11 protein-coding genes are annotated in these 14798 nt (G+C 48.0%); 10 read left to right on the top strand and 1 reads right to left on the bottom strand.

What is annotated here, in order from left to right; all coding sequences use genetic code 11:
• The first annotated feature begins 60 nt into the window (after positions 1-60).
• Both HMPREF0999_RS06705 and HMPREF0999_RS06700 read left to right on the top strand, forming a co-directional pair.
• Positions 61-1461 carry an alanine/glycine:cation symporter family protein gene (locus HMPREF0999_RS06705; RefSeq protein WP_005863901.1) on the top strand — a complete coding sequence of 467 codons (1401 nt, stop codon included), beginning with the start codon at positions 61-63 and terminating at the stop codon, positions 1459-1461.
• A 20-nt stretch (positions 1462-1481) separates the two neighbouring features.
• Positions 1482-2690, top strand: coding sequence for an acyloxyacyl hydrolase (locus HMPREF0999_RS06700; protein WP_011967058.1), 1209 nt, complete (start codon positions 1482-1484; stop codon positions 2688-2690).
• 2 nt (positions 2691-2692) lie between these two features.
• On the opposite strand, the gene HMPREF0999_RS06695 is transcribed toward HMPREF0999_RS06700, so the two are convergent.
• Positions 2693-3913, bottom strand: coding sequence for a M16 family metallopeptidase (locus HMPREF0999_RS06695; protein WP_009275529.1), 1221 nt, complete (start codon positions 3911-3913; stop codon positions 2693-2695).
• A 174-nt stretch (positions 3914-4087) separates the two neighbouring features.
• On the opposite strand from HMPREF0999_RS06695, the gene HMPREF0999_RS06690 reads away from it, so the two are divergent.
• The 8 genes from HMPREF0999_RS06690 (at position 4088) to HMPREF0999_RS06655 (ending at position 14775) form a co-directional block, all read left to right on the top strand.
• Complete coding sequence (locus HMPREF0999_RS06690) at positions 4088-5656, top strand: ATP-binding protein (RefSeq protein WP_009275528.1); 1569 nt, start codon at positions 4088-4090, stop codon at positions 5654-5656.
• Between the two features lie 4 nt (positions 5657-5660).
• Positions 5661-7307: a M20/M25/M40 family metallo-hydrolase gene (locus HMPREF0999_RS06685; protein ID WP_005860582.1), complete on the top strand. Its 1647-nt coding sequence runs from the start codon at positions 5661-5663 to the stop codon at positions 7305-7307.
• A gap of 94 nt (positions 7308-7401) precedes the next feature.
• A complete protein-coding gene (locus HMPREF0999_RS06680) occupies positions 7402-8013 on the top strand; it encodes an SIS domain-containing protein (RefSeq protein WP_005860581.1) in 612 nt (203 codons plus the stop codon).
• Between the two features lie 17 nt (positions 8014-8030).
• Positions 8031-8960 (top strand): carbohydrate kinase family protein, encoded by a 930-nt coding sequence (locus HMPREF0999_RS06675; RefSeq protein ID WP_009275527.1) that lies wholly within the window; start codon positions 8031-8033, stop codon positions 8958-8960.
• A 73-nt stretch (positions 8961-9033) separates the two neighbouring features.
• Positions 9034-10089: a tyrosine-protein phosphatase gene (locus HMPREF0999_RS06670; protein ID WP_005860577.1), complete on the top strand. Its 1056-nt coding sequence runs from the start codon at positions 9034-9036 to the stop codon at positions 10087-10089.
• A 123-nt stretch (positions 10090-10212) separates the two neighbouring features.
• Entirely contained in the window at positions 10213-11976 is a 1764-nt protein-coding gene (locus HMPREF0999_RS06665) for a DEAD/DEAH box helicase (protein ID WP_009275526.1), read from the top strand.
• A gap of 120 nt (positions 11977-12096) precedes the next feature.
• Positions 12097-13137 (top strand): alpha/beta hydrolase family protein, encoded by a 1041-nt coding sequence (locus HMPREF0999_RS06660; RefSeq protein WP_009275525.1) that lies wholly within the window; start codon positions 12097-12099, stop codon positions 13135-13137.
• A 27-nt stretch (positions 13138-13164) separates the two neighbouring features.
• Entirely contained in the window at positions 13165-14775 is a 1611-nt protein-coding gene (locus tag HMPREF0999_RS06655) for a dipeptidase (protein ID WP_009275524.1), read from the top strand.
• The last annotated feature ends 23 nt before the right edge of the window (positions 14776-14798 follow it).

The following is a 14798-nucleotide window of genomic DNA, read 5'->3' as shown; positions in this document are numbered from 1 at the left end:
ATTTCGATGAATTTGCTTCGTAGATACGTATCTTTGTAACCAAACAACAGATTATAAATCATGGAGCTATTGAATAATTGGATCAACGGAGTCAACGATATATTATGGTCATACATCCTTATTATCATGTTATTGGGATGCGCCGTATGGTTTACGATAAAAAGTAGGTTCGTGCAATTCCGCATGATTGGCGAGATGATCCGATTATTAGGCGATTCTGCCGGGAAAGGAGAAAAAGGGGAAAAGCATATCTCCTCTTTCCAAGCCTTCGCCGTATCTTTAGCCAGCCGTGTAGGGACCGGAAACCTAGCCGGTGTAGCGACAGCCGTAGCGATCGGCGGACCCGGATCCGTATTCTGGATGTGGCTGATCGCTTTACTTGGTTCTTCCAGCGCATTCGTGGAGTCTACGTTAGCTCAATTATATAAAGAAAAAGGGAAAGACTCGTTCATTGGCGGTCCCGCTTACTATATGCTACATGGTTTGGGGTTACGATGGATGGGGGTATTATTTGCCGTATTGATTTCGATAACCTTTGGCTTTGCCTTTAATTCCGTACAAAGCAATACGATCTGCGCAGCTTGGGAAGGCGCTTTTGGCATCGATCATGCTTGGATCGGAGCGATTCTTACGGTACTTACGTTAATCGTCATATTCGGAGGTATTCAGCGCATCGCAAGAGTAAGCAGTATTGTCGTACCGGTCATGGCATTAGGATATATAGCATTGGCGTTGGGAATCGTACTGTTTAATATTACCCGCCTACCCGCTGTTATAGAAACCATTCTGTCAAACGCTTTTGGTTGGGAACAGGCGATAGGCGGTAGTGTCGGAGCGGCGTTGATGCAAGGGATTAAACGAGGTCTATTCAGTAATGAGGCCGGTATGGGATCGGCACCGAATGTAGCGGCTACGGCGCATGTCTCCCATCCAGTCAAACAAGGATTGATCCAAGCATTAGGCGTATTTACCGACACGCTGATTATCTGTACCTGCACGGCGTTCATCATCTTGTTTAGCGGAGCGCCATTAGACGGCTCCATCAATGGAGTCCAGCTCACGCAACAAGCTTTGAGTAACGAGGTGGGTAGCATCGGTAGTACGTTTGTCGCTTTAGCGATCCTTTTATTCGCGTTCAGTAGTATTATCGGTAATTACTATTACGGAGAAGCGAATATTCGTTTTATCACGTCCAAGAGAAGTGTCTTATTTATTTATCGTATATTAGTCGGTGGAATGGTCATGTTCGGTGCGTTGGCTAGTTTAGACTTGGCTTGGAGCCTAGCGGACGTGACCATGGGACTGATGACGATCTGCAATTTGATCGCGATCTCATTGTTGAGCCGTCAAGCGTTCCTATTATTACAGGATTACGTAGCCCAAAAGAAAGCGGGTATTAAAAGCCCTGTATTCGATAAGAACAAGATACCCGAGTTGAAAGACAAAGCGCAGTGTTGGTGATCAGACAAACGTATTGAAGTATGATAAAAAGCAAGATGATAAGCTTTTACATAGCGGTCATGATGATATGGACCTGTACGGTAAAAGCTCAAGATGATGATAAATCCATTATCCACAAAATAGGATTCGACGTACGTCCCTCGTATGTCGCCCCTACTAGTAAATTCCTCAAAGATGACGGCTATGGAAACGGGCTTACTTTACGTAAGGCGGCTTCATTCCATTTGAAATACGGATTCCAACTGAATCCTAACTCTAAGGAGGGCCAGCTTTATCCGCACACTTACCAAGGAATAGGCGTCTCTTATAATACCTTTGGAAACCGGCAGGAAGTTGGTAATCCTTGGGCGGCGTATGTTTTCCAAAGCTCCCGCATCGCCAAAATTTCTTCCCGGCTATCCTTCGATTATGAGTGGAATTTCGGAGCCTCATTTGGTTGGCATCCGTATGATGATAACAATAATTACCGCAATAAGATCATCGGTTCTAAGATCAATGCCTATATCAATCTGGGCTTTTTCCTCAACGCGAAACTATCCCGTTATTGCAACCTGCTTGTCGGGGCGGATTTAACGCACTACTCAAACGGAAATACTCATCTTCCGAATGCGGGATTGAATACGATTGGTGGCCGGATCGGACTCGTCTACACGCTCAATCCTATCGAGGAAAGCCATCATGAGATAGGTACCGCACGTTCCTTACCGGCAAATCAATTATACCTCTCCAGCTTTTGGCAACGTGTCAGTTACGATGTCATCCTATATGGTGCGACCCGTGCTAAGGGGGTTATGCTAGGTGATGAGGCCCATATTTTTCCAGGTCAGTTCGGCATCCTCGGATTCAACCTCAACCCGATGTACAAATTCAACCGGTTCCTAAAAGCAGGTATCTCCCTAGACGGCCAATATGACGAAAGCGCAAATATTTATTCCGACGAGATCATCCAAGTCGGCGAAGAACCCCGATTCTACCGCCCGCCCCTCCATGAGCAAATCGGTATCGGCCTCTCTGCCCGTGGCGAATTCACCATGCCATTCTTCTCGATCAATATAGGAGTCGGACATAATTTATTTTACAACAAGGGCGACCTGAAAGGATTATACCAGATCCTAGCCCTCAAGGTATCGGTTACACGAAATTTATTCCTGCATGTCGGATACCAACTGCACAAATTTCATAATCCGAATAACTTGATGTTGGGGGTTGGGTATAGGTTCCATAATTAGCCTCACTCATAAATCAAGCAAAACAACCGTTCCGGAGCGAACACCTCATTCGCCACGTCTAGGATTTGCCCGGCGGTTATTTTCTCGATCTGGGCGAATACTTCAGGGAGGGTGTCGTAACGGTTGTAATGGAGGTAGCTTTTTCCTAAGCCAAGGAAAAGACCCTCCCGGTTATCGCCCGACACGCCCAGTTGACCGATTACCTGCTTCTTGGCGGCGGCTAATTGAGTGGCGGACAGCTTTACGTCACGTAAACGGGCCAATTCCTTATGCACCAAACGCATCGCTTTCTCACGGTTCTTCGGGTCTGTCCCGAAATAGATACTGGCTAGTCCGGTATCGGTATAAGAGGTTATATTGGATTCTACGTTATAGACCAAGCCATGCTTTTCCCGCAAGGAGACATTCAAGCGGTTATTCATGCCCGGACCACCTAAGATATTGTTCAACAAGAACAAAGGGATACGTTTTTTGTCGTGCATACTGAAAGCCCGGCCACCGATCAGTACATGGGCTTGATGGGTATCTTTATGGATCTGGCGTACGCAAGCCTCGATGGGGTCCGGAGCTTTCCGGATCCGTTCAGCCATCGGGAAAGAGATATCGCTTAAAGCGGATTCCGCTGATTTCAAGATATTCTTGAAGTCTTTTCGTCCCATCGAGAAGAACACCATATTCTCCGGGGCGTAGAAACGACGCATGAAAGAACGACCGGACTCGGAGTCAAAGCGAAGAAGAGATCCCTCATCCCCTAAGATATTATGCCCGAGGGCATGACCCTTATAAAGCAAGTTCTCAAACTCGTCGAATATAAGTTCCGAAGGACTATCCTCATACGAATTGATCTCATCCAAGATGACATCTACCTCCTTCTCGATCTCCTGTTTGGGGAATTGGGAATGGAAAACCAGATCGGTCAATAGCTCAAACGCCCGGCCAAAATCCTCCTCCATAAAAATGGAATAAACAAAGGTCTCTTCCTTCGTAGTATAGGCATTCAACTCCCCTCCTACGTTCTCCATACGATTCAGGATATGCCACGCTTTCCGTTTCTCCGTACCTTTGAAGATCATGTGTTCAACGAAATGCGCCAAGCCAAATTCATCCTCGTTCTCATCCCGTGTACCGGCGTTCACGGCGAAACCGCAGTAAGAGACCGGGGAATTAACCGGGAGATGTACCATGCGAAGTCCATTCGGCAATGTATGAGCGATATAATCCATTTTCCTTCTTGTTTGTATCAGCCCGCAAAGGTACGAAAGACTTTCCGGAAAAACATGTACGTCTTTTTCAAAAAACATGTACGTGTTTCCGGAAAAAGACGTACGTGTTTTTTTCGATCTATTTGCCTCCTTGGAAAAAATACCTACATTTGTGTAAATTAAACAGATAAGGCTATGGGAAATATCGTCCGAAAATTACCGATAGGCATACAGAGTTTTGACAAACTACGTACAGAGAACTATTTGTATGTTGACAAGACCGAGTTCATTTATCAAATGGCATACCAAGGTGTCCCTTATTTCCTGAGCCGCCCCCGGCGATTCGGGAAAAGCTTGCTGCTATCGACATTCAAGGCATATTTCGAGGGGAAGAAAGAATTGTTCCGGGGATTAGCCATAGAGAAACTAGAGACCGAGTGGAAAGAGCATCCGGTACTTCATTTCAGCCTCAACGCCGAGTTGTACGATAGCCGCAAGGCATTGGAGAATATGCTGGAACGCCAGTTGAGGGAATGGGAAAAAATATATGATACCGGAGGAGAGGGTATCACCTATTCCGGACGGTTCATGACCATCATACGAAGGGCGGCGGAGATAACCGGAAGGAAGGTGGTCGTACTGATCGACGAGTACGATAAGCCATTACTTAGGAACCTGCACAACGAAGAGCTACAGAACGAGTTCCGGGAATTATTGACCGCTTTCTATACGGTCCTCAAAGATGCCGATCCTTGGCTGCGCTTCGTATTCATAACCGGTGTCACCAAGTTCGCGCAAGTCGGTATTTTCAGCAACCTAAATCATTTGAACGACATCAGCCTAGCCCCGCAATACGCGGCCCTTTGTGGCATGACATTGCCCGAGATCGAGGCGACTTTCCAGCCGGAGCTTTATGCCTTGGCCGAGGCGAATAAGCTTTCATACGAAGATACCATCGAGAAAATTACACGCCGATACGACGGCTACCATTTTGATTTCCGCAGCGGTATCGCCCTTTATAACCCGTTTAGCGTATTGAACGTGTTGAGTAAACAGGTCTTTTACGACTATTGGTTTGCTTCCGGTACCCCGACATTCTTGGCGGAGATGTTACGGAAAACGAATTACGATATACGGGAGCTGGACGGGATAGAGGTATCCGAGGTATCCCTTTCGGACGATCGGGCGAACATCAATAATCCCGTGCCCATGATTTATCAAAGCGGATATTTGACAATCAAAAGCTACGATGAACGTTTTCGGTTATATACGTTAGGATACCCGAATGAGGAAGTTAAATATGGATTTTTGAATTTTGTTGCCTCCATGTATGCGCATTTACCGGAAACCGAGACTCCCTTTTATATCGGAAAGTTCATTCAAGAGCTGGAAAGCGGAAACACCGAGGCTTTCCTCACCCGCCTAAAGGCTTTCTTCGCCGACATACCCTACGAGCTGAATGACCGGACCGAGCGTCATTACCAAGTGGTTTTCTACATCGTATTCAAGCTACTAGGGCAATTCACCGAGGCCGAGGTACGTTCGGCCCAAGGACGTGCCGATGCCATTGTAAAAACTCCTCGCTACATCTACGTATTCGAGTTTAAGCTGAGAGGTACGGCGGAAGAGGCGATTCGGCAAATCGACGATCGAGGCTATCCGATTCCTTATACGGCCGACGAACGGGAAGTAGTCAAAGTGGGGGTCGCTTTCGACGCAGCCACTCGCAACTTAGGTGAATGGCTGATTGAAAAAACATTGTAATTCTATGAGAAACATGAAAATAATAACCTGTTTACTAACAATCACTTCCTTGGTTTTTACCGCTTGTGGAGGAGGAAGTAATGATATAGAGAAAGCGAAAAGCGTAGCGACCACGGAACATTTAAAGCGATACACCGAGGCCATCTCGCATGACTCCTGCCAAGGCCGTAAACCATTCTCGGAAGGGGCCGACCGTGCGGTGAACTATATCGCTCACCAAATGAAAGAGGTTGGGCTGAAACCCATCAACGGCGATTCTTATTTCCAACAGGTTAATATCATATCCTCACGCACACGATGCCCGGACCCGATGGTCCTAAAGACCCCGAAAGGGAAAATCCCCTTAGATTGGTTGGAAGGTTACACCGCTTTCTCCGCACGGATCGAGCCGGAGATCGATATAGACAACGCAGAACTGGTATTCGCCGGCTATGGGATCGTAGCCCCCGAGTATGGGAAAAATGATTTCGAGGGAATCGAGAACCCGCAGGATAAAGTAGCGGTCGTTATCGTAAATGACCCGGGACTCGGAAGCGACAACACGGATTATTTTAACGGTGATATCATGACCTATTACGGTCGTTGGATGTATAAATTCGAGGAGGGCGCCCGACAGGGATTAAAAGGAGTTTTGATCATCCATGAAGACCGGGGAGCGGGCTATCCTTGGTCGGTCGTACGAGCTTCCGCCCAATCTAAGATGTATGTGGACAGCGATAGCGATGCCTATCATTGCCCGCTAAACGGCTGGATCCAATTCAATGCCGCCAAGCAATTGCTGGCCGATAATGGCTACGACATTGACCAACTAATCGAGCAATCTAAATCGCCAGACTTCAAGCCCATCTCCTTGAAATCTACGGTAACCGTCTCGATGAGGAACACCTTCGACCGCCAGCAAAGCCCCAACGTAATCGGTTATATTCCCGGTAGCGGGAACACGGATGAGAGTGTTATTTATCTAGGCCATTGGGACCATCTAGGCTATGGAGCACCGATCAACGGCGACAGTATCATCAACGGCGCTACCGATAACGCCGTAGCCATCGCATGGATGCTCGAGATGGCACGTTGTTTCAATGCCTTGAAAGAGAAACCCCGCCGGAATATCGTCTTCCTCTCCCCTACTTGCGAGGAGACCGGATTCCTCGGTACGAAATACTATGTGGAGCACCCGTTGTTCCCGATTGATAAGATAGCCGCCGTAATCAATCTGGATGTCTTCCCGCTATGGGGCGAGAACAACGATGTCACGATCACCGGATACGGCAACTCCGAGCTGGATGATACCCTAGCCGAGCTAGCGAAGAAATACAACCGTTACATCATGCCCGACCCCGACGCTTATAACGGGATGTTCTATCGCTCCGACCATTTCCCTTTCGTACAAAAAGGCATCCCGGCCATGTTCGCCAAAGGTTGGAACGACAACCGCAAACAGGGTAAGGAGTGGGCCAAAGAGCATATCGCACATTATTGGGCGGAAACTTACCACAAACCGACCGACCAGACCCATCCCGACACGGATGATTACAGTGGTCTGTTACAAGAAGTACAATTATTCTTCGACCTCGGTTATAAACTGGCACAAGATACCGGATACCCGAAATGGAAGCCGAAGTCCGAATTCGCAAACGTCTTAAAAAGATAAATTGTCTGAAATAGATGATGCCAATATCAGTAAATATAAATACTTTCGCGATCGTTATTCAGGCAGGAATGCCGTAAAACAATCAATCAACAATATGGTAAACGAAAATATCACCTCTTTATTGGAGCAGGAAGCGGAAGCGGTTCGCAACATACCCGTTACACCCGGATATGAGGAAGCGGTATCGCTTATAGTGAAACATGTACACGACCTAGGTGGAAAACTGATCATGAGTGGAATGGGTAAAGCCGGGCAAATCGCCTTGAATATCGCTACCACCTTTAGCTCGACCGGTACACCTGCTTTTTTCTTACATCCCAGCGAGGCACAACACGGAGATCTGGGAATCGTATGCAAGAACGATATCATGTTATTGATCTCCAACTCAGGAAAGACACGTGAACTGGTGGAATTGGTAGATCTCACGAGGGGTTTGGTGCCAGACATGAAATTTATCGTTATCACCAGTAACCCGGATAGTCCTCTAGCCGCCGAGGCGAACGTATGCCTGTTGACCGGCGCTCCCAAGGAAGTTTGCCCGTTAGGCCTTACGCCGACTACCTCCACGACCGTCATGACGGTAATAGGCGATATCCTCGTGGTCGGAACCATGAAGCGTATCCATTTCACCAACAAGGATTACGCCAAGCGCCATCACGGGGGCTACTTAGGCTCCAAGAGCCGTGAGCTAAGCAAGAACGAATAACAAACCAGTATATAGTCATGAGAAAAGTCTTTGGTATAGGAGAAACCATCCTCGATATCATTTTCAGGAACGACCAACCACAGAAGGCCGTTCCCGGTGGCTCCGTCTTCAACGGATTGATATCATTAGGTCGATTGAATGTCCCCGTATCCTTTATCAGCGAGCTGGGCAACGACCGGGTTGGCGACATGATTCGGGATTTCATGGAAGATAACCACATCACGACCGAGTTCGTAGACCGTTTCCCCGATGGGAAAAGTCCTATATCACTCGCTTTTCTGGACGACGATAAGAACGCTAATTATATCTTCTACAAGGATTACCCGGCGCAACGGCTGGAGGTGCCCCTGCCTAAGATCGAGAAAGACGATATTTTCGTGTTTGGCTCTTATTATTCCCTGAACCCGGTCTTGCGGACTCGTATGGTAGAATTTCTGCAATACGCCCAAGAACGGAAAGCGATCATCTATTACGATCCCAATTTCCGCAAGGCACACGCTCATGAGGCGATCCGCCTCATGCCTACCGTACTGGAAAATCTGGAATTCGCCGACATCGTCCGGGGCTCGGACGAGGACTTCCAGAACCTTTATGGCAAGAGCGACGCACAGGAGGTTTACAAAGAGCATATTCAGTTTTATTGTGATCGTTTCTTAACAACTCACGGGGCAAACGGAGTCAATCTCCACACCCGTAATTTCACACGACATTTCGATTCCCCGCAAATCCAGCCGCTTAGTACCATCGGCGCCGGCGACAATTTTAACGCGGGTATTATCTACGGACTTCTAAAGTATGACGTACGCCATGCCGACCTTCCCTCTCTGGATCAGGATACTTGGAGAAAAATCATCCGCTGCGGAATGGACCTCGCCTCCGAGGTTTGCCAAAGCTATGATAATTATATATCCAAGGAGTTCGCGGCGAAGTATGTTAGTCAGTCTTAAATATCATTAATGAAGAAGCGGGAAAAACTTGTTTTACTATCTTTGTAAGGAAAGCTTATTATCATAGAAGACAATGTTAGGAAAGATTCTCTCTCTATTCGCCAGTGTGATCCTGTTAGTGGGTTGTTCCTCTAACGCACCCGACATACGAGCTATTTGCCTACGTGATGACATCGGAAATTACGTGATAAAATGGGAAACCGATCCGGTAATGGAGGGGATTGTCAAGATGACCGTGTCCGACAACCCGGATCTTTTCACCAACGAGTCCCCGATCATTTACGCCAACATCAAGGATGGCGTAGCTACTTACATCACGAACGATAATATATCACGTAAGTATTTCCGCCTTTCTTTTAATGATAAATACCCACGGATCATCGGGGCACGCTCGGCGGTTATGGATAGCGTACAGAATTTCCGGGATCTAGGCGGTTATACCTCTACAAACGGGAAGACGGTGAAATGGGGCAAGGTATTTCGCTCCGGCGAGTTAAGCAGCTTGAGCGAATGGGACTCCATCCGATTGGATAATCTAGGGATCAAGACCATCATCGACCTCCGTACGAACCAAGAAACCCTCACCGCCCCTATCAAATATACGAAAGCAAATATCCTGCAAATCCCCATCTCGGTCGGCAAGATCGCCGATGCCCCCCAACGTGTTATCGAGGGACGAATGCGGAAAGGAGACGCCGGGGTATATATGGAAGACGAGTACCTGCAATTCGTGACAGATAATACCGATCAGTTCGCCAAGGTACTGGAACAGTTCCAGAACGAGGATAATTACCCCATTCTCATCAGTTGTTCCTACGGAAAGGATCGTACCGGGTTTCTCACCGCCATGTTACTCGCCGCCTTGGATATTCCCCGGGATGCCATCATGGAGGACTACTTGACTTCCAATCAATATATCGATACGAGTCATTTAGCTGATATCGTGAAACATCTCTCCACAGACGCCCAAGAAAGCATTACGGTATTCCTTACGGCCAACGAGGGGCTCATGGACCTAGCTTTCCATAAAATCAAGAAAGAGTACGGTTCCACCGAGAAATATTTGTCGAAAGGATTACGTCTTACTGATAAGAAACGTGAAAGGCTAAAAGATATATTACTTTATTGATATGAATCCGAATTATTTACGTACCTTTGCGGCCACTGAATATTATCATATATACACAATCGCATTTTGAAAACATTTGAAGAATTAGGAGTTGCCGCACCGATATTAAAGGCAATCCAAGAGATGGGCTACGAATCGCCCATGCCCGTACAGGAAGAAGTGATTCCTTTCTTACTGGGAGAAGATAACGACGTAATCGCATTGGCACAAACAGGAACCGGCAAGACAGCCGCTTACGGCCTGCCGATCCTGCAAAAGATCAATGTCTCTCAATATCAGCCTCAAGCGCTTATTCTTTGTCCGACACGCGAGCTTTGCCTACAGATAGCGGACGATTTGAACGATTATTCTAAATACATCGATAACCTGAAGGTTCTCCCTGTATACGGAGGTTCCAGTATAGAGAGCCAGATCAAGACACTGAAGAGAGGCGTACACGTGGTAGTGGCTACCCCGGGACGTTTGATCGACTTGATGAACCGCAAGACGGTTGACTTAAGCAACGTAAAGAACGTCATTCTTGATGAGGCGGACGAGATGTTGAACATGGGTTTCACCGACAGTATCAACGAGATCTTGGCGGCTATACCGGAAAACCGCAATATGCTGCTCTTCTCCGCTACCATGCCGAAAGAGATTGCCTCTATCACCAAGAAATACATGAAGGACCCGAAAGAGATCGTCATTGGCAGGAAGAACGAGGGAAACAAGAATATCCGCGATATCTATTACATGGTTCGTGCGCAGGATAAATATCTCGCGTTGAAACGTCTAGCCGATTATTACCCGAACATCTACGGTATCATCTTCTGCCGTACCCGTAAGGAGACACAGGAGATCGCCGATAAATTGATTCAAGACGGCTATAACGCCGACTCCTTGCACGGCGAGCTGAGCCAAGCGCAACGTGATTACGTGATGCAGAAGTTCCGTATCAAGAATATCCAGTTATTGGTCGCTACGGACGTAGCCGCACGTGGTTTGGACGTGGATGACTTAACCCATGTAATCAATTACGGTCTGCCGGATGAGGTAGAATCTTATACCCACCGCCGCGGACGTACGGGCCGTGCGGGAAAAACGGGTATCGCTATCTCTATCTGCCACGTAAGGGAAAAAGGCAAGATCCGCGAGATCGAACGAATCATTAACAAGAAATTCGATAAAGGCAAGATGCCTACCGGTGAGCAAATCTGTGAGAAGCAATTGTTCAACTTGGTGGACCAGATCGAGAAAGTGAAAGTGAACGAGGAGGAAATCGCTAGTTTGATGCCTTCTATCTACCGTAAATTGGAATGGCTGGATAAGGAAGATATCATCAAGCGTGTCGTATCCTTGGAGTTCAACCGGATGATCGACTATTATAAAGATAACGATGATATCGAGGTTGTAGACGAGAGCGCCCCAAGAGAAAGAGGCAAACGTGGTGGTAGAGGCGAAGCGGAAGAAGGCTACACCCGTTTCTTTATCAACTTTGGAAAGACAGACGAGCTTACACCTCCTCAACTTATAGAGTTGGTTAATAAGTGTGTACCGGGTAAGGTTCGTATCGGTCGTATCGACTTACGTGATAATTTCTCATTCTTCGAGGTAGAAGAGGGAGAAGCCAACCGTGTCATGGACTCGATGAACGGCTTCGAGGTAGACGGACGACGTATCTCCGTAGAACCGGCGCAAGCGAAAGGCGAAGGTGGTAAAGGCAGTCGTGGTAGCCGTGGAGGTAGCCGTAGCGGAAACGGTTTCAGAGACCGACGGGATAGCGGTAGAGGAGGCAGAGACAGCCGCCGGGAAAGCGACCGTGGCGGCAGACGTTCCAGCCGTAGCGATGACAAGCCGAAGCGTAAATTCTACGATGACGCTCCTCGTAGCAGGAAGAAACGTAAGTAACATACAACTTATACATAATTTATCAAAGAAGCGTGGTTCGTTTATTACGGATCACGCTTCTTTTATTGTATATTTACAGCCAGAAAATCACAGTCAATCACAAATTCAAAGATAAGTCACATGAAGACACTGCTTAAACATCTTTCCTGCTTTTGCCTCTTCTTTATATTCGGAACAAACTATGCCATAGCGCAAAACTACCAACATGATTTTGACCAAGTCGTAAAGAAGGTAGATGACCTCCTATGGTACGAGAAAGTGGGCGACATCGCCCATATCGACAAAGTCTACCTTTGCGGTCCCGCCCGTTGGAAAGAAACGAATCCTACCGGGATGAGCGCCGGAAACGAACTGAAGTTCTGGACTTATATCTTCATCCCTAAAAATGTGGATCCCGACAAGAAATATCCTTTGATCGTTCTCCCGCACAGTGGCGTACACGCTGATTTCAATACGTATTACGCCCATATCGTCCGTGAACTGATCACCCAAGAATACATCGTGGTCTCCGCCGAATACCGGGGTAGCACGGGGTATGGCAAGGCTACTTACGATAATATCGATTACGGAGGATTAGAAAACGAGGATGTCTACGTCAGCCGCAATTACATGGTAGAGAATTTCGATATCGTAGATGCCAATCGTATCGGCATCATGGGATGGAGCCACGGGGGAATGATCACACTGATGAACCTCTTCACCTACCCCGGTAAATATAAATGCGGTTTCGCCGGAGTACCGGTAAGCGACGTGATCATGCGCATGGGATATTCCACCGATGATTATCGGAAAATCTTCTCCGACGAGGGCCATATCGGGAAGACTCCCCGGGAGGATATGGCGGAATACAAACGCCGCTCACCGGTCTGGCACGCGGAAAAACTACAAGATCCCCTGCTCATCCATACCAATACTAGCGATGATGACGTGAACGTAGTGGAAGTAGAGCATATGATACGTGCTCTCAAGGCCGAAGGAAAGAAGTTCGACTACAAAATATTCGACCGTGCTCCCGGTGCCCATAGCTTCGACCGGACCGACACGAAACAAGCTTCCGAGATACGACTCGGCATCTACCAGTTCCTCGCCAAGCATCTAAAACCCAATAAGCCATTCAAATCCGTAAAAGACGTACGAAAAGCTGCCTACAAATTTAATTGATACAAACATCTAAATAACACAAGAAATATGAAGAAACTTTTTACCTATGTTCTTATGCTTTGCGCCAGCCTATCTGTTTCGGTGGCGCAACAAATCCAGTATCCGGAGCCGATCTTGAACCCGGAGAGTTGTACGAGTATCATGGTCGGCAAAAAAGCCTCGGCAGATGGCTCCGTGATGACTAGCCACACCTGCGATAGCAATTACCGCACTTGGATGGATATCGTACCTTCCGCCTCGTACGATCACGATACGACAACCACGGTCTATACCGGACGTATGCATACCGAATACGCCGAGGGAACCCGGGGGATGATCGCGAAAGGAACGCTGCCCGAAGCGCGGTCTACGTATCAATTCCTCAACACCGCCTATCCCTGCCTCAACGAGAAGCAGTTGGGTATCGGCGAGACAACGATCACCGGCCGGAAAGCCCTTGTCAACAAGAAAGGTATGTTCATGATCGAGGAACTTCAGCGAATCGCCTTGCAACGTTGCACGACCGCCCGTGACGCGATCCGCTTAATGGGCGAGTTGATCGAGAAATACGGATATGGCGACTGGGGCGAGTGCCTTACGATAGCGGATCCGAAAGAGGTATGGCATTTCGAGGTCTTCGGCGAGGGTCCGGATAAGATCGGTGGCGTATGGGCGGCGATCCGCATCCCCGACGATCATGTGGGCGTATCGGCCAATATCCCCCGTATCTCCAAGGTAGATCCGAGCGACAAGGAGAATTGCATGGCTTCCGCCAACGTATTCGAGGTAGCCAAGCGCATGGGCTTCTGGGACGGGAAGAAACCGTTCCGCTTCTGGGAGGCCTATGGCGGCGGGAACTATTCGGGAGAATTGAAATCCTTCAGCATCCGCGAGTTTTTCATTTTGAATAAGCTGGCGCCATCCTTGCATCTTTCTTATGATGCCGAGGAACTTCCGATCAGCGTAAAACCGGAAAAACCGGTTGACGTGACCGACGTGATGGCCCTTCTCTCCGAGACGTATGAGGGGACGGAATATGATATGACGAAGAACCTGAAAGTCGCCGTCAAGAAAAAAGATAGTAACGAGACAGATACCATTATCAGCCCGGTAGCGAATCCGTGGATGACTACGGATATGGTAAACATGTTAAACGGACTCAGACCGGATGCCGTGAAACGCTACCGCCTTGTAGCCGTGCCGCAATGCTCCTACTCTACCGTGATCCAATTGCGTGACTGGCTGCCCGACGCGGTAGGCGGCGTGGTTTGGATGGCCTATGATAATCCCGGACAAAGCCCCCGCATCCCCATCTTCTGTGGGACGAAAGATCTCCCGGCTTGCTTCAAGGTTTGCGGACAGCACCGTTACCGGGAAGATGCCGCCGTATGGGCTTTCCGTCGTGCCAACAAACTCGCCACCGTACGTTGGGGAGCGACTAAAGATCGTATGAAAGCATCTATCGCCCATTTTACGGAGAAAGGGCAGACAGAACTTCCTTTCGTAGAGAGCCGTTACAAAGAGATTCTTACCCAACAAGGTGAGGAGGCCGCAAAAGAATACCTAACCGGATATACCGCCGATTTCGCCGGAGCCACGATGCTACGCTGGAGAGAAATGGGAGACTCATTCTGGACCCAATTCGAAAGAGGCTTCTAATCACCACATCCGATAGTAAAGAC

This window comes from Parabacteroides sp. D25, assembly GCF_000307475.1.
GTDB classification, from domain to species: domain Bacteria; phylum Bacteroidota; class Bacteroidia; order Bacteroidales; family Tannerellaceae; genus Parabacteroides; species Parabacteroides distasonis.
Note: the sequence above shows the minus strand (reverse complement) of the source record. Positions and strands in the feature narration are given on the sequence as shown.

Coding starts and splice junctions, on each gene's coding strand:
- HMPREF0999_RS06670 (WP_005860577.1), top strand. CDS start 9,034: ATGTTAGGAAAGATTCTCTCTCTATTCGCCAGTGTGATCCTGTTAGTG.
- HMPREF0999_RS06690 (WP_009275528.1), top strand. CDS start 4,088: ATGGGAAATATCGTCCGAAAATTACCGATAGGCATACAGAGTTTTGAC.
- HMPREF0999_RS06685 (WP_005860582.1), top strand. CDS start 5,661: ATGAGAAACATGAAAATAATAACCTGTTTACTAACAATCACTTCCTTG.
- HMPREF0999_RS06695 (WP_009275529.1), bottom strand. CDS start 3,913: ATGGATTATATCGCTCATACATTGCCGAATGGACTTCGCATGGTACAT.
- HMPREF0999_RS06665 (WP_009275526.1), top strand. CDS start 10,213: ATGGGCTACGAATCGCCCATGCCCGTACAGGAAGAAGTGATTCCTTTC.
- HMPREF0999_RS06675 (WP_009275527.1), top strand. CDS start 8,031: ATGAGAAAAGTCTTTGGTATAGGAGAAACCATCCTCGATATCATTTTC.
- HMPREF0999_RS06680 (WP_005860581.1), top strand. CDS start 7,402: ATGGTAAACGAAAATATCACCTCTTTATTGGAGCAGGAAGCGGAAGCG.
- HMPREF0999_RS06655 (WP_009275524.1), top strand. CDS start 13,165: ATGAAGAAACTTTTTACCTATGTTCTTATGCTTTGCGCCAGCCTATCT.
- HMPREF0999_RS06660 (WP_009275525.1), top strand. CDS start 12,097: ATGAAGACACTGCTTAAACATCTTTCCTGCTTTTGCCTCTTCTTTATA.
- HMPREF0999_RS06705 (WP_005863901.1), top strand. CDS start 61: ATGGAGCTATTGAATAATTGGATCAACGGAGTCAACGATATATTATGG.
- HMPREF0999_RS06700 (WP_011967058.1), top strand. CDS start 1,482: ATGATAAAAAGCAAGATGATAAGCTTTTACATAGCGGTCATGATGATA.